Source organism: Paenibacillus sp. Soil766, from assembly GCF_001428105.1.
Classification (GTDB): Bacteria; Bacillota; Bacilli; order Paenibacillales; family NBRC-103111; genus Paenibacillus_E.
Window position 1 is genome coordinate 68,188 of the sequence record NZ_LMSJ01000045.1, and the last position, 21,033, is coordinate 89,220.

The window sequence follows — 21,033 nt, forward strand, 5'->3', positions numbered from 1 at the left end:
GAGGAGAAAGCTCAAGATGTCAGAAAATAATTTGCTATCGAAAAATAGTGCGCCACATAGTGATGTAGAACATATTAAAATCCGCAGTAACTATCTGCGCGGCAGTCTGGAAGAAACATTAGAAGATCGCATCACTGGTTCCATCCCTGAGGATGACAACCGTTTGATGAAATTCCATGGCAGTTACATGCAAGATGACCGTGACCTACGTAATGAGCGGGCAAAGCAGAAGCTAGAGCCTGCGTATCAGTTCATGCTGCGCGTTCGTGCAGCAGGCGGGATTGTAACCTCTGACCAATGGTTGATGATGGATCGTGTTGCACAGAAGTATGCGAATGGGACTATTCGTCTTACAACGCGCCAATCCTTCCAGTTGCATGGTGTGATTAAATGGAACATGAAGAAAACGATTCAAGAAGTTAACGCATCCATGCTTAGTACGCTAGCTGCATGCGGCGACGTGAATCGTAACGTAATGTGTAACCCGAATCCATACCAATCCGAAGTTCATGGCGAGGTCTATGAGTGGGCGAATCGCATTTCGAACCACTTGGACCCGCGTACGAGAGCTTATCATGAGATTTGGCTGGATGGCGAGAAATTGATCGATAGCCGCGACGGAGAAGAGCAAGAGCCGATCTACGGACACGTGTATTTGCCGCGTAAGTTCAAAATCGGAATCGCAGTTCCACCTTCCAACGATGTAGACGTCTACTCGCAGGATCTTGGCTACATCGCGGTTATTGAAGAAGGCCGTTTGGTGGGCTTTAACGTATCCGTCGGTGGCGGTATGGGGATGTCTCACGGTGATGTCAAGACGTATCCGCAGGTTGGTCAAGTAATCGGCTTCATTAAGCCGGAGCAGGCTGTTGATCTAGCTGAGAAAACAGTTATGATCCAACGCGATTACGGTGATCGTTCTGTTCGTAAACATGCTCGTTTCAAATACACAATCGACGATCGCGGTATTGAGTGGTTCGTGAATGAACTACAAACGCGTCTAGGTTGGAACCTTGAGCCAGCTCGTTCCTTCCATTTCGAATCCAATGGAGATCGTTATGGTTGGGTGAAGGGCAGCAATGGCAAATGGCATTTCACGATGTTCATTCAGAATGGTCGCGTGATGGATGATGGAGACTATCGTCTGATGACAGGTCTTCGTGAAATTGCTAAGATCCACAGTGGCGATTTCCGTCTCACGTCGAATCAGAACTTAATCATCGGCAACGTGAGTGCTCAGAAAAAGAAGAAAATCGAAGAGCTGATCAAAGATCACGGCATTACGGATGGTCTACACTACTCCGCATTGCGTAGAAATTCGATGGCGTGTGTTGCGTTCCCGACTTGTGGACTCGCGATGGCGGAATCGGAACGTTATCTGCCTTCTTTGATTACAAAAGTAGAATCAATTCTTGAAGGTGTTGGCCTTCGTGAGCAAGAAATTACGATTCGGATGACAGGTTGCCCGAATGGTTGCGCGCGTCCTATGCTTGCAGAACTTGCGTTTATTGGTAAGGCTGCAGGTAAGTACAACATGTACCTTGGTGGCGGATTCGCAGGAAACCGCTTGAATAAATTGTACAAAGAAAACATTGGTGAATCCGAGATTCTGGATTCCTTGCAAACGATCATCCCTCATTACGCCAAAGAGCGTCAAGGTGAAGAACACTTCGGTGACTTCGTCATTCGCGCTGGGTATGTGAAGGAAGTCCGTTCGGGTCAAGATTTCCACGCTTAACATGAAAAAGAGCAGTTTGAGTCGTTCGCGACTTGAACTGCTTTTTTTGTGACACGGCGGAACTTCCGGGAAATAGATGGAAAATATCCATATATTCCCTTTAATTTCTCGTTAAAAATGAAATAACTGGAAAAACCCCAGCTTATTCTCGGGTTTCTGTTGGTTTCGCAAGAAATGACCGATAATAGCTGGAGTTTTTACATCTAAATTTAGAATACGCGGATTTACATGAAATTAGCTGTATGTTTTCCAGTTAAAGCGCGCCTGGAGATTGGTATTTACACCTGTCACCGCTGACGTATTCCCTAACCTAACTCTTCACTGTGCTCCCTTGCTCACCCAAAACGTTACATTATCCCCGACCAAACCTTTCGTTCCTGCTTTCGGTTCCTGTTTCGTTATTGTGCCTTTGGTCTGTGTACTTGTTTCAATGAAGAAGTTGTAGTGGAGTCCCGCATCTAGCATCAGTTGATGCGCATCCTCTTGCGTCTTTCCTACCAGATCAGGTACGACAGTTTCCTCGGAGGCTTCATTCATGCTCGTTAGCTTAGCGTTTGGTGTGGAGCTGGGACTGACGGTTGCGATTGGCGTACTAGTAGGTGTCGGAGAGATGATGACGACCGTTTGGACAACCTTTGGCTCTGGCCACAGATACCACACGGAAATAGTGCCTATCACGAGAGCAGAAACGGCGCCAAGCGCAATCAGTTTAGCCGAACGACTAGAACGGGTATCTCCCTCATATGGTGCAGTTGGCAGTACTTCGGGTGACTCTTCAGGGATCGGCTCAACCTGTTTAATGCTTTTGTTGCTAGGGACAGTAGGCGGTAAGCTCCGCAATCCGAAAACGAGCGAAGAGAGCGAGGATTGCCCATGACAAATAAATTTGATGAGGCGAATCAAAGCTAATTTTTGATCTGTTGTCGCGCTTGGAATCGAAGCACGCTCCAGACTCGTATGCATGACCTCGAATGCATCGGAAATTGTTTCGCTCCCTGTGAGCAGCTGAATCATTAAGCGGCAAAGGCCAACGGCACCTTGCTCTTGATGCTCATCTTCTTCCCAGTAGTTGATGACCGAAAGTTTATTCTGATCAGTTAACCATAGGTTATCTGGGCGTACGGAAAAACCTGTTATCTTGTCTTCCATAGCATCCAACAGAGAAACACCTAAGTCGCTTATAATCGCAACAACGGCGGCATAGGTCCATTTGCGTTTGAACATGGTATGGGCAAACAGTGAACCGCTTTTTGCTTGTAAAATAATGGTGACGGCATCCTCGGCGATTGATGTATCCAACATGTGATGAAAGCCGTCGTGAATAAACGCGGCTTTATCCTGAAGTGAGCTTATGTAATCGACACCAAGTTGATTGTGACGAAGCGCTTTACGATAAAGTAAAACTTTGCGAGTCAGAAATACATCATCACCATAATGGAGAGTTCCATGAGGGAAAGAGACGATTTGTGTACTTGGCACGTATCGTGTACCTATTCGATCGGGCATGGAATAACCATCCTCTCTGGCGTGTATGATTGGTTTTCTTTTTATTATAAAGGATTCGAAGGCGGATAGGAATTTAGGAGTACTCGTTATAAAAAATAAGTTGATCAAGTGAAAAAAATGTGGAATTTTATCATTATAGTTCGAATTACCTGCGCATTTATAAGTCAATGTAAGATGGATCCATAATCGAGTTATGCGTTCATGAGACCAGCTGCGCAAAGTATGAGGGAGCAAAATGGAAGACATCATGGATATTCGTTCAATGGGAATTGTTGTCAACTGACACTGTCTTTGGATTCTAAGGAAAACACGTGTGCTTTCCTATACTTTACTGTACATCTTTTTACTGTATTTTGGAATAATCTTTATTAAATTTGAGCGGAAAGTACCTATCACTAAGGGAGATAGCGATCAGGATTCTTGGAAAGCAATATTATGCATTGCCTCATTTTCAATTAGATTAATAGATACATCAATAACCTTTCTCGCTTTCATGCGCACCACTAGAATGATTTTGTTTTACTAGGATTCTTCTATGCTTCAAATGACCTAAATGATATGATAGGAAGATCAGAATAATTTACAAAAAACGCCAAAACGAGGGGGATTTATGTTGAAGAAGGTCGCAATTTTAGGTGGCGGAGTCGCGGGTCTGAGTGCTGCTCACGAACTTATTGTAAGAGGATATGAGGTGTCTGTTTACGAATTTAAGCAAATACCTGGTGGGAAAGCCAGAAGTATGCCGTTTGTCGGCAGTGGAACTGGTGGACGGAAGGATTTGCCTGGGGAGCACGGATTTCGATTATTTCCACGATTCTATCGTCATGTGGTTGACACCTTGAAGCGAATACCCTACGAGAATGGATCGGTTTACGATAATTTAACAGAAGTCACCCGACTAGACATTGCGACCTATAACGCACCGTTATTGCCTTTACTAGCCAAAATAGAATTTAGCTTAGACAATTTGCTAGTATTGATTAAAGATCTATTTGATAATGATTTAGGACTTACGATTGATGATATGGAGCAATATGGTCGTAAGCTGTGGCAGATTATGACTAGCTGCGACGAACGCATTCGAGAGGAATATAATTTAATCGATTGGTGGGAGTTTATCGAAGCTGAGCAGCAATCGCCTGCATTTCAGAAAATTTTTGCTGGTTTCACGAAAACGCTCGTTGCTTGCCAATCCAAGATTGCGAATACACAAACGGTAGGACCCGTGGCTGTTCAGATGACTTTAGATATTACAACGCCAGGTACGAGTTTTGTAAGACTGTTGAACGGTCCAACGAATGATAAGTGGATCTACCCGTGGTTAACTTTTCTTCAAGATCAAGGTCTGAATTATTATTTGGGTGCAAGCGTAGAAAGAATTAATTGCATAGAAGGTCAAATTCGCAGTGCATCGATTTCTATGAATGGAGAAAAATTCGATATTGAAGCGGATTACTATATCGCAGCATTCCCTGTTGAGGTGATGGGGAAAATGATAACAGATACGATGTTAGAGGTAGACCCCTCACTACAAGGTGTGCAGAGGCTCGTTGACTCCGTTGCGTGGATGAACGGCATCCAGTATTACTTACGTGAGGATGTTCCGATTACACATGGGCATGTGATTTACTTGGATGCCCCTTGGTCCCTAACTTCGGTTTCACAGAAGCAATTTTGGCCGGAAGTAAATCTGAGTGAATATGGCGATGGAACGGTGAAAGGCATCTTGTCCGTTGATATTTCGGATTGGGATACGCCTGGCATCCTGTTTGGCAAAACGGCGAAGCACTGTACAGCGGATGAAATTAAAGCCGAGGTATGGGCTCAAATGAAGTTGAGTTTGAATGTTGACGGGGCTGTGATTTTGGAGGATTCCGTACTCCACTCTTGGTTCTTGGATACGGATATTCAATTCGACAATCCCGAGCATGCGTGCACCAACATGGAGCCATTGCTCATTAATCGTGTAGGGACTTGGGATGATCGTCCAGAAGCTTTTACCGGCATACCGAATCTGTTCTTAGCCGCAGATTATGTTCGTACCAATACGAATCTAGCGACTATGGAAGGTGCGAATGAGGCGGCACGCAGGGCGGTCAATGCAATATTGGCACGTGATGGGTCTGAGGAAGAGCCTTGTAAGATTTGGGAGATGTACACCTTCGAATTGGGTCATATTGATGTGTTGAAGTTGTATCATATTCACGATAAAAGACGTTTGGACAAGGGGTTGCCTTGGGATGGAAAGATGCTCTAACTCTAGTTGCTAGCAGCGAGACTTACTAGGAGGATATTATGTTAATTTTACCGGAGTATGAGATCATCAGACAAATCTATCATGGCGAGCGGCATCTATTATACCGTGCAGTTCACAAGCCAACGGGCGAGAAAGTGATCATTAAGACGTTGAGCTCCGATTACCCAGTCGCTGCGGATATCGCTAGGTTAAAGCGTGAGTATGAAATTGGGAAAATATTGGAAATGCCTGGTATCGTTAAGCCGCTTTCCTTACCCAAGTACCACAATAGTGTGGCATTAGTGATGGAGGACTTTGAAGGGGAAACCCTATCGACGTATTTTCCATTGTTTCAGCAATCGATTCATGCGTTTCTACAGGCAGCTATCCAACTGGCCAAAATCGTTGGCGAGGTTCATCAACTCTACATCATACATAAGGATATTAAACCTAGTAATATTATTATGAATCGGCAGAAACAAATTATGAAACTGGGGGATTTCAGTATTTCCTCGTTCATGAGGGAGCGTCAGGAGATGCTGGAGCCGTTATTGCTGGAAGGGACGCTTAGTTATATGTCCCCTGAGCAGACGGGGCGAATGAACCGGATCATTGACTATCGTACGGATTATTACTCGCTTGGCGTCACCTTGTATGAAATGATCACGGGGCGCCTTCCATTTCAATCAGAAGATCCATTAGAGCTGCTGCATGGACACTTTGCCGTCACGCCAATCTCCCCAGATAGCTTAAGAATAGGCATCCCTAAGCCATTGTCTGCAATCATTATGAAATTGCTTTCCAAGGATGCGGAAGATCGCTACCAGAGTGCATATGGGATCATTCAAGATCTTGAGCAAGTAATGGTATGGGTAAACTCCGGTGAGGATATGTCCTCTTTTACAGTAGGTCGCTATGATATGACGGATAAGTTTCAAATCCCGCAACGCTTGTATGGCCGATCCGAAGAAATCAATAAGCTGTTACACGTATATACGAATGCGGTAAATGGCTCGTTAGAAGCGGTGTGGGTTACTGGGGAATCTGGATATGGAAAAACTTTTCTCATCGCGGAAACGATGAAGACGATTATGAAGGATGAAGGCTGGTTCTTATCGGGTCGCTTCGAACCGAATAAACATCATGTCTCTTATCATGCGATTGCCAAAGCATTGCGCGAGCTTGTTCGGCAACTTCTGACAGGCAAGGATGATCAGCTAGCAGAATACCGAGTACGATTGCTAAAGGTTCTGGGGACAAGTGGCAAAGTATTAATCGATCTAGTACCTGAACTTGAGCTTCTGATTGGTAATCAGCCAGTTGTGAAGTCGTTGCCTCCGCAAGAAACGCAGAATCGCCTACACTTTTTAATGCAACAACTGTTGCTGACTTTTTGTGCGAAGGGTCGACCTATTGTCTTGTTTTTAGATGATTTGCAGTGGGCAGATTCAGCGTCCATGCAGGTGTTGGATCTGCTTTTGAATGATGCACAATTGAAATATTTCTTGTTCATTGGCTCTTATCGCAGTGAATATGAAAAGAACAGTTTGTCGTCTATACATGTTCAACTCCAAGATAAATTACCTGCGTATCTGGTTGAGGATCGCATTGTATTAAAAGCTCTTGATCAACAAGATATTGAGCATTTAATTGCAGAATCGCTCAAAACGGAGTTGAGTCAAGTCGCAGAATTGGCACAACTCGTCATAAATAATACCGGTGGCAATCCTTTTTTTGTTAAACAATTTCTTAGTGCGCTGCATGAGCAAGAATTGCTACATTTTAATTATGAAATGAATAGTTGGCAATGGGATATGAACGAGATTCAAAAGCTTAGAATTACAGATAATTTAATGTTTCTTCTCGCTGAAAAGCTGGAGCGAATGCCCGCGAGAACGCAACATGTGATGCGATTAGCTTCTTGTCTAGGCTCTTCTTTCGACTTGGAGGCATTAGGGATTAGTATGGGAACGTCATTCGTTGACGTGTTGCATGAACTTGAAGGGGCTATACAGAATGGATTGATTATCCCGGTTGGCATGGACTATAAATTTTATCAAGAGTCCATGGGGAAATCCGTCGCGCGTAACATCCAGTTCATGTTTGTGCATGACTCCATTCAAGAAGCTATTTATGGCTCTATTGATGAGGCTAAGCTTGCGGAGATGCATCGCAACATCGCTCAGAAACTACACACGGAATTAGAGGAAGAAGAAATTGGGTTGAGGCTATTTGAAATTGTCAATCATTTGAACATTGGTTCGGTTTTGATTACTGAACATCCAGCTTATTTACAGCTTCTCGACTACAATGTTTGCGCAGGTCGTAAGGCAAAATCCTCGAATGCATACCGCCCGGCGCTTCAATATTACAATAAATCATTGGATGTATTGCAACAGATCAAGGGCATGGAATTAGATGGGTTGAGCTATTCCATCCGTCTGGAGAAGTCAGAGGTACTTTATTTAAATGGGCAAGCGGACGAAGCGGAGGCTTCTTATGAGCAGTTACTGCTAGAGGCAAAAACCGTGGAACAAAAACTAGAGCTTTATAACTTGCAGGTGGTGTTATACACGAATGTTGGCAAGCAGCATCAGAGTGTCAAGCTAGGCTTGAAAGCATTGGCGGAGCAAGGGATTCGGATACCGGAAGTGCCGCAAAGCGCAAGTATTTTCGTGGCTTACTTAGATGTGAAACGGAAGATAGGACTGAGAAATACCTTGCAACTCTATGATTTGCCCATCATGGAAGATGACTATCGCACTAAATTAATGAACCTCATGATGAGTGTCGCCATTTCAGCTTATTTCGTGAATACGAACTTATTTGTACTTTTCATGCTAAACATGACTAAGCTTGCTCTGAAATTCGGTAATTCACCGGCTATGGCATATGTGTATGGCTCGTATGGCTTAATACTGGGCTCGGGGTTCGGGGATTATCAACGAGGCTATCAATATGGACAACTTGGTAATCGAATGAATGAGCGATTTCAGTCTCATCAATTCCGTAGTAAAAGCTATTTTTCATTCGGGTTGTTTGTCACACCTTGGGTGAAGCCTCTTCATAATTGTCTTGAGCTTTTGAAGGAGTCTTTCCGGAGCGGAATTGAGGATGGTGACTTGGTATTTGCGGGGTATGCGCTTACCTATCAAGTTTTAGTCAAAGATTTGCAAGGCATTGCACTTTCCGAAGTATACGAAGATTTAGTGAAAAACTACCGGATTTTGGAGCAGACTAATCATCACGATACTTTGCTTATGATGGAAATGATGCGTATGGTCATTTGGAATTTGGAAGGGAAAACGCTGAATCCCTTGCTTTTAGGGAATGATGAGGGGGAAGAGGAAGAATTTGTCCGTAAACTAACCGTGCATTCGAACCAAGTCATTATTCACGTATATAGCGTTAAGAAGATGATGCTGTTTTTTTTGTTTGGACATTTTGATGAAGCAGTGAATATGGGCAGAACAGCGGAGTCACGTCAGTCAGCTTCCTTCGGTTTATTTCATATGGCAGAGAATTATTTCTATTTTGTTTTGTCAATTGCCGCCAAGTTTCCAGAAGCATCACTAAGTGATCGTAAATGGTTCACCAAACAAGTAAAGAAGATGCTTAGGAAAATGGAGAAATGGGCTTCGCATTGTCCAGAGAATTTCTTGCATCTCAGTCTATTAATGCGAGCGGAATGGGATCGTGTTAAAGGGCAAGGTCAGAAGGCAGAACAAGGATATGAGGCTGCCATGCGACAAGCAAGGGAACAGGGATTTATCCAGCATGAGGCCGTCGCATCAGAGCTGGCAGGGAAGTACTATAAGCAAGCTGGACGTGAGAGAATTGCCAAAGCCTATCTCATTGATGCGTACTTTGGTTATGTGAGCTGGGGGGCTAGCGCAAAAGCGGATCATCTCGTTCTTAAATATCCAAGTTATTTCTCCAACTTAAGTAGGTCTCCAGATTGGGCAACCACCAAGAACAGTGACTACTCTCTGCAAGCCATTGATTTAAAAACGATTATGAATACATCGCGGTCCCTCTCAAGTGAAGTAAATCTAGAGCAACTGATCAAACGATTGATGGAGATCGTTACGTATTCTTCAGGTGCGGAGAGAAGTATCCTTGTGCTGAAAGATAAGGACAGCTTGTACGTCGAAGCAGAGATGATAGCGAGTGCAGGGAAGGATTCCTGTATGGTTAGCTCCGTTTTACTCGAAACACGTGATAATGTTCCCCAATCGGTAATTCAATATGTTGCTCGCTTGAAAGAGGGGATTGTGTTAGATGATGCGGAGAAATCAACCCTTTTCTCGTACGACCCATACATTCGTCAAGCGGAGAGTAAATCGATATTCTGTGAACCTATTTTACATCAAGGGAATCTAATTGGCGTCTTTTATTTGGAAAATAATTTAATTCGCAATGCATTTACATCAGATCGCTTGGATGTGATCAAGCTACTTTCAGCGCAAGCTGCGATATCCATTGAGAATGCTAGATTATACAATGACCTGGAGTCCAAGGTAAAAGAACGAACGAATGAGTTAATCTTGATGGAGACATCGCGGCGTGATCTCTTATCGAATATCTCCCACGACCTAGGGACACCGCTGACATCGATTCAAGGTTATGTCGAAGCGATTCTGGATGATGTCATTCAGGAGCCGGAGGAACAGAAGAAATACTTAAGGGTAGTACATATGCGCATTGTTGGAATTCAACGATTAATTACGGATTTGTATCAACTGAGTCGACTTGAAACGAAGCAGTTTCATTTCCAGCTTGCATCCATCTCTTGTGTGAATATGACTCGTCAGCTTTTTGCCAAATACGAACTGGATACGCAAAATGCGGGAATCGACTACTTACTGAACATGGACCAGATGGATGGGCAGGAGATGCTGACTGTAGATATGGATCGTATTGAGCAGGTGTATGCTAATATTATCTACAATGCGATCAAATTTTCAACGAGGGGCTGTTCTATTCATGTTCAAGCCCAAATCAGGGACCAACCATGTGAACTTGTTATTCGAGTGACTGACACGGGTGTGGGGATTAGCGAAGAGGATCTACCACATATTTTCGAACGGTTCTATAAGGTTTCCAAATCAAGAAGCAACTCAGGCGGAAGCGGCTTAGGGCTCGCAATAGCTAAGGAAATTGTTCAATATCATGGTGGGCAAATTTGGGCGGAAAGCCGCTTAGGACAAGGCTGCAGTATTTCGTTCTCCCTTCCGTTGCATCGCATATAAGTGCTTCAAACCTTACATCTTACTAAGAGGTGTGCGGTTTTTTGGCAATGTGGTAGGTGTGTCTATATCAAAGGTGTTTCCAATGCTATTGAATTCGACTTGTGATATACTTCTGTAGATATTAGTCATCGAAGGAGTTTACACACATATGCAATCATTTATTCAGTTTAATCCGACTCGATTATGGTTTGGCGAAGGTCAGATCAAGCAATTGCAACAAGAACTAGGAACAACCGGAAAACGCGTGCTGTTAGTTTATGGTGGAGGTAGTATTCGGAAAAATGGTGTATACGATGCTGTGATAAAGCAGCTGCTAGATAGGCAAGCCATTATTGTGGAAATGCCTGGTGTAGAACCTAACCCTAGGTTAACAACAGTGAAAAAAGGTATTGAGCTATGCCGTACGAATCAGATCGATCTCATCCTTGCTGTTGGTGGGGGGAGCGTTATTGATTGTGCCAAAGCCATTTCTGTTGGTGTTTATTATGAAGGTGATGTTTGGGACATTATAACAAGGAAAGAAGAAGCGCAGGTGGTTCTACCGCTTGGGACGGTATTAACAATTGCTGCGACAGGTTCGGAGATGAATAACATCTCTGTCATTACGAATTGGGATCGCAACGAGAAGCGCGGCTGGAGTAGTCCATTAGCTTATCCGGCTTTTTCTATTTTGGACCCTGCCTATACCACATCTGTTCCATTGGATCAGACGGTTTATGGAATTGTCGATATGATGTCTCACGTACTGGAACAATATTTCCACCGAACTGAGCATACCCCGATGATGGATCGCTTCATGGAAGCTGTCTTGCTGACCGTTATGGAAGCAGCTCCGAAACTGCTGTCAAATCTACATGATGTCGATCATCGTGCGACGATCATGTATGCAGGAACTACCGCCTTCAATGGCTTGCTGTCTTGCGGGACAGACGGTGGCGATTGGGCATCTCATCAAATTGAGCACGGCTTATCCGCCGTTTACGATATACCCCACGGAGGCGGACTTGCCATTGTGTTCCCGAACTGGATGTCGCATTGTGCGGAAGATGATCCTTCCCGGATGAAGAAATTGGCCGTGTCAGTTTTTGGAATCGACGACAAGGGAAAATCGGATCATGAAGTAGCTATGGAGGGGATTCAAGCCTTACGCCAATTCTGGGATTCTCTTGGTGCACCGAACCAACTGGGTTATTATGGCATTGATGATCAGCGCATCGAGGAATTAGTGCACAAATCATTTATGAAATCTACCATTGGTCAGTATAAAGTGATGACGAGAGATACTGTCAGAGATATCCTGCAGAGGTCGTTAGCATGAAATACTATATATATGTACTAGCTGGCGCTGTCAGCTTTGGATTGTTGTCAACCTTCGTCAAGAAGGCTTATGAGTCGGGTTTTCATGTTGGGGAAGTGGTTGGCTCACAGATCTTTTTTGGACTCATCATGATGTGGATTATGGCTTTCATAACGGCCAAATCAGCTAAACAAGGATCGGCGGAAGCCCGAACGTTTCGTGGTTCACCTCGTAATGCCCTCTTGCTAATGTTAGTAGGGACAAGCTCAGGCTTAACTGGGATATTTTATTATGCAGCTTTACAATATGTTTCAGCATCATTTGCTATTCTATTATTATTTCAATTTACCTGGATTGGAATCGTCCTTGAAGCAATTATGGATCGTAAACGTCCTAGTAAAGATAAACTCATCGCACTTATTTTCTTATTTATCGGCATTATCATGGCAAGTGGTTATCTAAAAGGCATGGTAGAAGCGCCCTCGTGGCTTGGGGTGGGGTTAGGCTTGCTATCCGCATTGACTTACGCACTATTTATTGCCATGAGTGGTAAGGTTGCTAATCAGATTGCGCCAATCACGCGAGGTGCGGTGATGCAAACAGGTTCCTTTATCATCGTCATGCTGATCTTCCCGCCTCATTTCTTGTGGAATGGATCGTTGCATGAATCACTATTGCCATGGGCATTGCTGCTAGCATTGTTCGGAGTCGTAATTCCGCCATTGTTCTTTGCCATTGGTGTTCCACGAATTGGAGGAGGTATGGCTACGATCATGAGCGCAGCGGAGCTGCCTACGGCTGTCATTATGTCCTTCATCGTTCTTCACGAATCGGTAAGTGGACTGCAATGGCTAGGTGTACTGATAACGATGGCAGGCATTGCGCTGCCAGAGTTATTGAAACGAAGACAACGTGCAAATCGCCTTCAAACAGAATGAAACAAGTGGATCTCCAAGTAAGCAGGGGGTCCACTTTTTTTGCATAAAAAAAAGGCCATAAGGCCTTAATTATGAAAATTACAAAAGTTATACGATCGCAAGGTGTTTAACTTCAAGTTTGACCGTAGTTAAATGTGTAAGCTCAGGGAGAGAGAAATACTCAGCTAATCGGCGTAGACGCATGTAGATCGTACGTAGAATAGCAGAATCCAATTCTGTAATCATTGCTCGATTTGCGATATAGTCGGTCATACTCATTTTGATTAGAAAAGGACTATTTCTTAAATCTGTAAATTGTTTAGGTAGAAGCGGGTTGCCCAAGTTAGTCAGATATTTGGTTTGTTTCAAAGCGGAGTGATACCGTTCGACACAGGTTTTGGAAACTGATATGTACCTTTTGCCCCCTATGGCATCAGACACGGTGAGTATTTGTTTTTTTTCATCTAAGGAATTACTTTTCAAATAAACAATTTCGTGAGGGGCAACACCCTCGATAAGCAGTCGGATAATAATAGCGTCTTGCGGATTGATGCATTGTGTCTCAATGAATTGGATTTTCTCAAGAGTAAGAATACGAAATCAACATCCCTTCAAGTTTCAACTTAGTTTTCTGCAAATTACATTTGGTTTTCAGAAATAAGCAACTATACATGATATGAGATGTGCGGAAGGAATATGTCTAAAACTTTGTTATGTGGTAACTATAGCCCAAAGAACGGCGTGGGACAATGAGGGAAAAGCCCTAAATAATGTTAGTCTGATTTCGACAATTTCATCATAACAAGCTGGGCTGAACAAGCTAAATATCGACATTCTGCCGTAAGTATGGGATTATGAGATGAAGAGTTTGGTATCTATTACGCAAGGAGTGAAAGGCATGTCGCGCAAGTGGGAAAGAATGGTAAGTAAAAACACGAAAAAGGCAAATCAGACCCGTTCTAAGCAAGGGATTGCGCCGATTTCAACAGATCCGGATCGTCCGGTCGTATTTAAAGGAAGAAGCATCCTGTTGGCTGCGTTCTTCATCGTAGTTTCGCTCTTCTTGTTATTTACGTTGACGAAAACCGAAGGGGACAAAATGTACTGGTACACAACACTTAGCTACTTGGTCGTTGGTGTACTCATTTATTTCGTACGTAGACCTTACTTGCGAGTGACCAAAACGAATCTCTCGAAACGAGGTCTAGCTCGTGAATTAGTGCTAGGTGCGGAGAATATCAAGGAGATTGTACATGCGCCTGGTCAAATTATCATTGAATTAACAGGTAAGTCTCCTCGTTGGGTATACAACAAAACGTTGAATCGTTTTGATATCGCGGCTATGGCGTCTAAGCTAAAAAAGTTTGCTGAGCATAATAAAATTACTTATGTTGATAAAACGGTTTAACCAGTAGCAGATAGGGCCTTCAATTCCACGAGCTTGATGTGGGGTTGGAGGCTTTTTTTTGATCATTAAAGCGGTGGCGAGGGTGAGAATAGAGGTGGATTGTTAAAACAATCCGGATCGCTGAATAGCCGCATAGAATTGATTGAACTCCTCAATTGTCAGCTGTTGCTGGGCATCAGATAGGGCTGTAGCTGGATTCGGGTGGACTTCGACCATGATCCCGTCCGCTCCTGCGGCCAAGGCGGCCTTAGCACAAGGAGTGAAGATGTCCTTGCGTCCCGTGGAATGGGTCACATCGACTAGGACAGGCAAATGGCTTTCTTGCTTTAGAATCGGAACTGCGGAAATGTCGAGCGTATTTCGAGTTGCACGCTCATAGGTCCGGATGCCGCGTTCAATCAACATAACCTGTGTATTGCCACGTGAGAGAATATATTCGGCTGCATGCAGGAATTCATCGATTGTGGCGGATAAGCCACGCTTCAACAGTATCGGAATCCGAACCTCTCCAGCTGCCTTCAGTAGTTCAAAATTATGCATGTTTCTTGCGCCAATTTGGATCACATCGATGTACTGACCTGCAAGTTCAATATGTGCGGGATCCACGATTTCACTGATGGTCTGCAGTCCGTATTCATCGGCAACTTCTTTCAGAATTCGTAATCCTTCCAAGCCTAGCCCCTGGAAATCATAAGGGGATGTGCGAGGTTTGAAGGCACCTCCGCGCAGAATGGTCACCCCTGCGCTTTTCAAGGCAGCAGCAACGGTGCGTACTTGCTCGTAACTCTCGACCGAACAGGGCCCAGCAATCATGATCGGCTTATTTCCACCAATGGCAGCGGGGCCAAGTTGAATAATGGTATTTTCTTGCTGTCTTTTTCGGCTAACGAGCAGTTGCTTCTTGTGCTCTGTCTGTTGTAAGGAGAGTGACGCTTGGAAAATTTGTTTGAACAAGTGACGTATCGTATCATCATCGAAAGGACCTGTATTCCGTGCAACCAAGGACTCCAGCATGCTTTTCTCGCGAAGTGGGTCGAACTTCGGCACACCTTGTTTCTCTTTCTCTAGCCCGATTTCTTGAGTAATGAGTGCTCTTTCGGAAAGCAATTCCCGCAGACTCTCATTAATTTCATCAATTCGATCCCTTAATTCATCTAACTTGGTTTTCTCCATCGCTGTTCACCCTTTAACTGTAAAGAATATCTGCTATACAGATTTGACGTATATTCATTTTATCAATTTATGTTGTAGGGTGAGTTTTCGCTTATGAGAACCCAGCTATTTTTTCATTTTTTCTTCGCCAGTAATAAGGTTGTATCACTTAAAGGACTTAACCTCATAACCAATGATAGGATCGAAACGTCTTATATAAAGGGCATCAGACAAGGAAGCGAGTAGTCTATTGCGGCCGTAGATCAGAAGTGGGTTCTCAAGTTGTACCATTCGTCCCATAGACCGAGACATCCGCACGATTCGGTTAGTCCGAGCCATTCGCTCCTTCTCATAATTAGAAATTGCAGAAGGAATATCCGAATGTTGCAGGCACCTTGCCAGGACGATGGCATCTTCAATCGCCTGCGCACCTCCCTGTCCCAAATTAGGCAGCATTGGATGAGCTGCATCGCCAAGGAGCGTCATTCTGCCAGAACTCCATCTTGACAAAGGGGGGCGGTCAACGATGTCGTGCGCTAGAATGTTCACTGCCTCCGTTGTTTCAATTGCAGACACTACCGGGCTGTACCAACCGTGAAATTGACGCAATAGTTCCAATTTTCTCTCCTCAACTGGAGGTATGTTCCCTAGAGGTGCATTAATTGCGGCAAACCAGAAGGATCTGCCGTTGCCGAGGCTGGAGAGGCCGAAACGTTTCCCTGGTCCCAACGCTTCGAAACCCCCGCCATTATTTGCATTATGTGTCTCCGCTTGTGAACATACACCTCTTAAAGCGATATATCCCGAGTAACGGAGCGGGCTTTTACCGAATAGTCGCTCTCGTACGGCAGAGTGAATCCCATCAGCTCCGATGAGGATATCGGATTCATCCTGCGTTCCGTCACTAAAAACAGCAGTGACGCTTTGATCATTCTGCTTCGCATCGATCCATTGTTTATTGGTCTGAATAGTTGTTGTCGCCGTTACTGCTTGCACAAGAATCGATTGTAAGTCAGCTCTATGAATGACATAGCTTTGCGTTCCGTATAGTAGTGCTTGTTTGGCAGCTGGAAGACTCGTAATGATTTTCCCATCCCAGTTTCGAATGTCAGCGTGAACGACAGCTGCCCCTACGTTTCTGACTTTTTCACCAATGCCAAGCAGATCCAGTGCTTTCATCGCGTTGGCAGCGAGCACGATTCCAGCGCCGGCTTCCCTTAGTGATGTTGCTTTGTCGTAAATCGATACTCGCCAACCCTGCTGCTGAAGCGACAATGCCGTACATAATCCACCTATCCCCGCTCCAATTACTATCGCCTTCCGGGTCTCAACTGTGCCCATGTGTATGTCCTCCAGACTCGTTAAATCGAGCTTATAATTAGTCTCATCATAAACAAAGCGGACGCAAAAGTGGAGTCATTTTTTTGCTAGTTTAAGAATAGTAGTTTAAGAGGGGAGAAGAAGGGGGAATACGGGATGCTCACATTAAAATCATGGACGGGTTTATTTCAAAAGGGAACGACAGACTTCTACCATACAGTCAAAGTACGGGCGCCTCGCGACTATTTCGAAAGGGCAGATGCGTTCTTAGAAGATATTGTATATACATCTCAAGACGAGCTTAGCGGGATTAACAAAACATTCCTAGTTAAGCTATTATTTGATAATTTCATGGATCACGTACGTAAAGGTAAGGATCTGTATACGTATATCCTGCAGCTTAGAGCTAAATTTGGCAGCGTTATAGCAAATACTAATCCGAATGAGCGACCGCCAGCGGGGAGTGTGCCAGGTTTTCAGTGGGGGTTATCCTTTCAGGATGGGGATTCAGAAGGGAATTCGTTTCTGACGCTTAACGTGAGATTACACCCAGCCGAGGTAAATCGGATGCGTGTATTTTTCGATGATATGAATTGGAAGCATCATCAGTCATTGAATATGGAGCCCAATGAGCTGTTATCGCTGCTATTTATTGAGTTTATTACGGAGCTTAGGAATGGGTTATCGGAGCAGACGAAAGAAGAAATCATTGCGGCTATTGTTCACAAATGGGACGAACAATAGCCTGCAACCTCTACGAGGGAGGTTGTGTTGACGAGCGAACGATGAGTTCAGAAGGCAGCATGACTCTACGAGATGCATCGCTAGATTCGCCTTCAATGCGTTCAATTAGCAACTGCATCCCCAGTTGCCCGAATTGATAAGCGGGCTGTGCGGCAACGGTGAGGAATGGATTGATTGCGCCTGCGGGACCGAAGTCATCAAAGCAAACGACAGACATGTCCCCTGGCACTTGTAAGCCCCGATGGCGCAGCGATTGAATGACTCCGACGGCCAGCATGTTATTAGCTGCAAAAATAGCGGTAGGCGGATCATCAAGTTGGAGTAACCCATCGAGAGCAGAATCATCGTGGAAATCGCGGTAGCCCCGATGAATCACAAGCGAATCATCGAGGGCAAGTCCGTTAAGACGATGTGCCTCGTTATAGCCTAGGTATCGTAATCGAGCGGTAGAAACGTCCTGCGTACCGTTAACTAAGGCAATGCGCTGATGCCCAAGGGCAATTAGATGTTCAACCAGATTGCGGGCTCCTTCTTTGCTGTCACCAAGGACGACATCCGCATCAATCCCAGGGATTTCACGATCTAACACAACGAACGGAATCTGATGTTTCTGTAATTGCAGTAGGTTGTCGTGAGAATGATCACCTGCCGGTGCAAATAGAACACCATCCACACGTGTAGATAGAATCATATCGACATAATCCTTTTCTTTTGCATAGTCCTCATCACTATTGGCAAAAAGCAAGCGATACCCCGCCTTCTTGGCTGCATCCTCAGCGCCTCGTGCTAACGTGGTATAGAACGGGTTGGTAATGTCCGTAATGAGCAGGGAAATGAGATGTGTCTTCTGAGATACTAAGCTGCGTGCCAATGCATTCGGAATGTAGTGGAGCTCTTCCATGACTTTCCGCACTCGCTTACGCGTCTCTTCGCTGATACGGCCCGTGTTATTGATTACTCGGGAAACCGTCATCGCGGAAACACCGGCCTTCTCGGCGATGTCATAGATTGTTATCACGGGTTAATCTCCTTTGCCTGCCTTGATAAAGCGAATTCGTCCTTAGTGGACGATGTAACCGATTATTTCATATTGTATAGAAATAAAGGATTGACAGCAAGACGTAAAGTTGTTAATTTTGAGTTATCGGTAACACAAATAAAATTAGGAGATGTTTATGATGCTAAAAGGCATACCTTCCATCCTTTCACCGGAGCTGCTCAAAGTGCTGATGGAGATGGGACATGGGGATGAAATCATCTTGGCAGATGGGAATTTCCCGGCAGCCAGTCATACAAACCGTCTATTACGTTGTGATGGTCATGGGGTACCGGAATTGTTGAAAGCGGTATTATCCTTGTATCCACTTGATACATATAGCGAGGCGCCAGTTGCGCTGATGGCTGTCGTTCCTGGAGATCCTGTGGAGACACCAATCTGGGGTGAATATGAGGGAATCATTCGTGAGCATGTAACTCCGGCTATTGAGTATGTGGAACGTTTCGCATTTTATGATCGAGCGAAGAAAGCTTATGCCATTGTGGCGACGAGTGAAAAGGCGCTGTATGCCAATATTATTTTAAGAAAAGGCGTAATTAGTGGGTAATTGAATTATCGGTAACTCAAATTATCTGGTATACATATCGAGGAGGATGAATGGTTATGACAAGCAGCGATTTCAGATGGAAGCAAGAATTCCCGAAAATTGGTATTCGTCCAACGATTGATGGTAGAAGAAAAGGTATTCGCGAATCACTTGAAGAGCAAACGATGAATATGGCGAAGGGCGTTGCCGCTTTGCTGAGTGAAACGTTGAAATACCCGAACGGACAACCGGTAGAATGCGTTATTGCTGATACGTGTATCGGGGGCGTTGCGGAAGCCGCTGCTTGTGCAGATAAATTTACAAAAGCAGGCGTAGGCGTCTCCATCACGGTTACACCTTGTTGGTGCTATGGCACGGAAACGATGGATATGGATCCATCTACGCCTAAAGCGATTTGGGGCTTCAACGGTACTGAGCGTCCAGGTGCTGTATACTTGGCTGCCGTGTTATCCGGTCATGCTCAAAAAGGTATCCCAGCCTTCGGGATTTATGGCAAAGATGTGCAAGATTCTGGAACGACGACGATTCCACAAGACGTTCATGAGAAATTGATTCGTTTTGCTAAGGCGGGACTTGCTGCAGCGTATATGAAAGGGAAATCGTACCTCGCGATCGGCTCCGTTTCCATGGGGATTGCGGGCTCAATCATTAATGAAGAGTTGTTCCAGAACTATTTGGGCATGCGCAATGAGTACGTGGATATGTCTGAACTAGTGCGTCGGATAAACGAGGAAATTTTTGATCCAGCAGAATATCAATTAGCTTTGAACTGGGTGAAAGAGAACTGCGTTGAAGGTCCCGATAAGAATCCAGCAGCTATTCAAACGAGCCGTGAGAAGAAGGATCAGGATTGGGAAACAGTTGTCAAAATGACAATGATCGTACGCGATCTAATGGTCGGCAATCCGCGTCTTGCTGATATCGAATTCGGTGAAGAGGCGCTTGGACATAATGCTATCCTTTCTGGTTTCCAAGGTCAACGTCATTGGACGGATCATTTCCCGAATGGCGACTTCATGGAAGCTGTGTTAAACACATCGTTTGACTGGAATGGCAAGCGCGCTCCTTACTTAGTTGCGACTGAGAACGATAGCTTGAACGGCGTAGCAATGCTATTCGGCAACCTGTTGACGAATACGGCACAAATTTTCGCTGATGTGAGAACCTACTGGAGCCCAGACGCGGTTAAACGTGTAACGGGTCATACGCTTACTGGTGCGGCCAAAGACGGAATCTTACATTTAATTAATTCTGGGCCAGCTGCCTTGGATGGCACGGGTCAACAGACACGCGAAGGCAAGCCGGCGATGAAGCCTTATTGGGAAATTACAGATCAAGAAGTAGCGGATTGCTTAGAAGCGACGTCATGGCGTCCAGCATCTGTTGAGTATTTCCGCGGTGGCGGCTATTCCACAGATTTCTTAACGAAAGGCGGAATGCCGGTTACGATGTCACGGATTAATTTGGTCAAAGGCTTAGGGCCTGTTCTGCAATTGGCAGAAGGCTACTCCGTCGACCTGCCAGAAGATGTGCATCAAACCTTAGATGACCGTACGGATTCGACGTGGCCTACGACGTGGTTTGCGCCTATTTTGACAGGTGAAGGATCATTTACCGATGTGTACTCCGTTATGGACAATTGGGGATCCAATCACGGTTCCATCTCCTACGGTCATATTGGTGCTGATTTGATCACGCTGGTCGCTATTCTTCGCATACCTGTATCCATGCATAACGTTGCGAAAGAAGATGTTTTCCGTCCACGTGTTTGGAGTAATTTCGGTACAGCAGATGCTGAGGGCGCTGACTTTAGAGCGTGCAGCAGTTTCGGTCCACTATATAAGTAAGTAGTTGCAGAA

14 protein-coding genes are annotated in these 21,033 nt (G+C 44.7%); 9 read left to right on the top strand and 5 right to left on the bottom strand.

Annotated elements, in window-relative coordinates; genetic code table 11:
* The first annotated feature begins 16 nt into the window (after positions 1–16).
* Positions 17–1,738 (top strand): assimilatory sulfite reductase (NADPH) hemoprotein subunit, encoded by a 1,722-nt coding sequence (cysI, locus tag ASG89_RS27645; RefSeq protein ID WP_057314407.1) that lies wholly within the window; start codon positions 17–19, stop codon positions 1,736–1,738.
* 318 nt (positions 1,739–2,056) lie between these two features.
* Here the strand turns inward: cysI and ASG89_RS27650 are convergent, their stop codons facing one another.
* Positions 2,057–3,244, bottom strand: coding sequence for a Stk1 family PASTA domain-containing Ser/Thr kinase (locus ASG89_RS27650; RefSeq protein WP_057314408.1), 1,188 nt, complete (start codon positions 3,242–3,244; stop codon positions 2,057–2,059).
* 610 nt (positions 3,245–3,854) lie between these two features.
* Between ASG89_RS27650 and ASG89_RS27655 the strand changes: the two genes are divergently transcribed.
* From ASG89_RS27655 to ASG89_RS27670, 4 genes are all read left to right on the top strand, one after another.
* A complete protein-coding gene (locus tag ASG89_RS27655; protein ID WP_057314410.1) occupies positions 3,855–5,501 on the top strand; it encodes an FAD-dependent oxidoreductase in 1,647 nt (548 codons plus the stop codon).
* A 38-nt stretch (positions 5,502–5,539) separates the two neighbouring features.
* Positions 5,540–10,732: an AAA family ATPase gene (locus ASG89_RS27660; RefSeq protein ID WP_057314412.1), complete on the top strand. Its 5,193-nt coding sequence runs from the start codon at positions 5,540–5,542 to the stop codon at positions 10,730–10,732.
* A 148-nt stretch (positions 10,733–10,880) separates the two neighbouring features.
* A complete protein-coding gene (locus ASG89_RS27665; protein WP_057314415.1) occupies positions 10,881–12,050 on the top strand; it encodes an iron-containing alcohol dehydrogenase in 1,170 nt (389 codons plus the stop codon).
* Positions 12,047–12,967 carry an EamA family transporter gene (locus ASG89_RS27670; RefSeq protein WP_057314416.1) on the top strand — a complete coding sequence of 307 codons (921 nt, stop codon included), beginning with the start codon at positions 12,047–12,049 and terminating at the stop codon, positions 12,965–12,967. Before ASG89_RS27665 ends, ASG89_RS27670 begins: the two co-directional genes overlap by 4 nt.
* Before the next feature lie 87 nt (positions 12,968–13,054).
* On the opposite strand, the gene ASG89_RS27675 is transcribed toward ASG89_RS27670, so the two are convergent.
* Positions 13,055–13,315 carry a hypothetical protein gene (locus tag ASG89_RS27675; RefSeq protein WP_157276841.1) on the bottom strand — a complete coding sequence of 87 codons (261 nt, stop codon included), beginning with the start codon at positions 13,313–13,315 and terminating at the stop codon, positions 13,055–13,057.
* A 529-nt stretch (positions 13,316–13,844) separates the two neighbouring features.
* On the opposite strand from ASG89_RS27675, the gene ASG89_RS27680 reads away from it, so the two are divergent.
* Complete coding sequence (locus ASG89_RS27680; protein ID WP_057314418.1) at positions 13,845–14,354, top strand: hypothetical protein; 510 nt, start codon at positions 13,845–13,847, stop codon at positions 14,352–14,354.
* Between the two features lie 102 nt (positions 14,355–14,456).
* Here the strand turns inward: ASG89_RS27680 and ASG89_RS27685 are convergent, their stop codons facing one another.
* Both ASG89_RS27685 and ASG89_RS27690 read right to left on the bottom strand, forming a co-directional pair.
* On the bottom strand, positions 14,457–15,527 hold the full coding sequence (locus ASG89_RS27685; protein WP_057314419.1) for a bifunctional 3-deoxy-7-phosphoheptulonate synthase/chorismate mutase: 1,071 nt from the start codon (positions 15,525–15,527) through the stop codon (positions 14,457–14,459).
* A 144-nt stretch (positions 15,528–15,671) separates the two neighbouring features.
* Complete coding sequence (locus tag ASG89_RS27690; RefSeq protein ID WP_057314420.1) at positions 15,672–16,847, bottom strand: FAD-dependent monooxygenase; 1,176 nt, start codon at positions 16,845–16,847, stop codon at positions 15,672–15,674.
* Between the two features lie 135 nt (positions 16,848–16,982).
* Between ASG89_RS27690 and ASG89_RS27695 the strand changes: the two genes are divergently transcribed.
* Complete coding sequence (locus ASG89_RS27695) at positions 16,983–17,570, top strand: hypothetical protein (RefSeq protein WP_057314422.1); 588 nt, start codon at positions 16,983–16,985, stop codon at positions 17,568–17,570.
* 10 nt (positions 17,571–17,580) lie between these two features.
* Here ASG89_RS27695 and ASG89_RS27700 read toward each other — a convergent pair whose 3' ends face one another.
* On the bottom strand, positions 17,581–18,588 hold the full coding sequence (locus tag ASG89_RS27700) for a LacI family DNA-binding transcriptional regulator (RefSeq protein ID WP_057314424.1): 1,008 nt from the start codon (positions 18,586–18,588) through the stop codon (positions 17,581–17,583).
* Between the two features lie 160 nt (positions 18,589–18,748).
* On the opposite strand from ASG89_RS27700, the gene fucU reads away from it, so the two are divergent.
* Both fucU and ASG89_RS27710 read left to right on the top strand, forming a co-directional pair.
* Positions 18,749–19,174: an L-fucose mutarotase gene (gene fucU, locus ASG89_RS27705; protein ID WP_057314426.1), complete on the top strand. Its 426-nt coding sequence runs from the start codon at positions 18,749–18,751 to the stop codon at positions 19,172–19,174.
* A 56-nt stretch (positions 19,175–19,230) separates the two neighbouring features.
* A complete protein-coding gene (locus tag ASG89_RS27710; RefSeq protein ID WP_057314428.1) occupies positions 19,231–21,021 on the top strand; it encodes an L-fucose isomerase in 1,791 nt (596 codons plus the stop codon).
* Positions 21,022–21,033 lie beyond the last annotated feature (12 nt).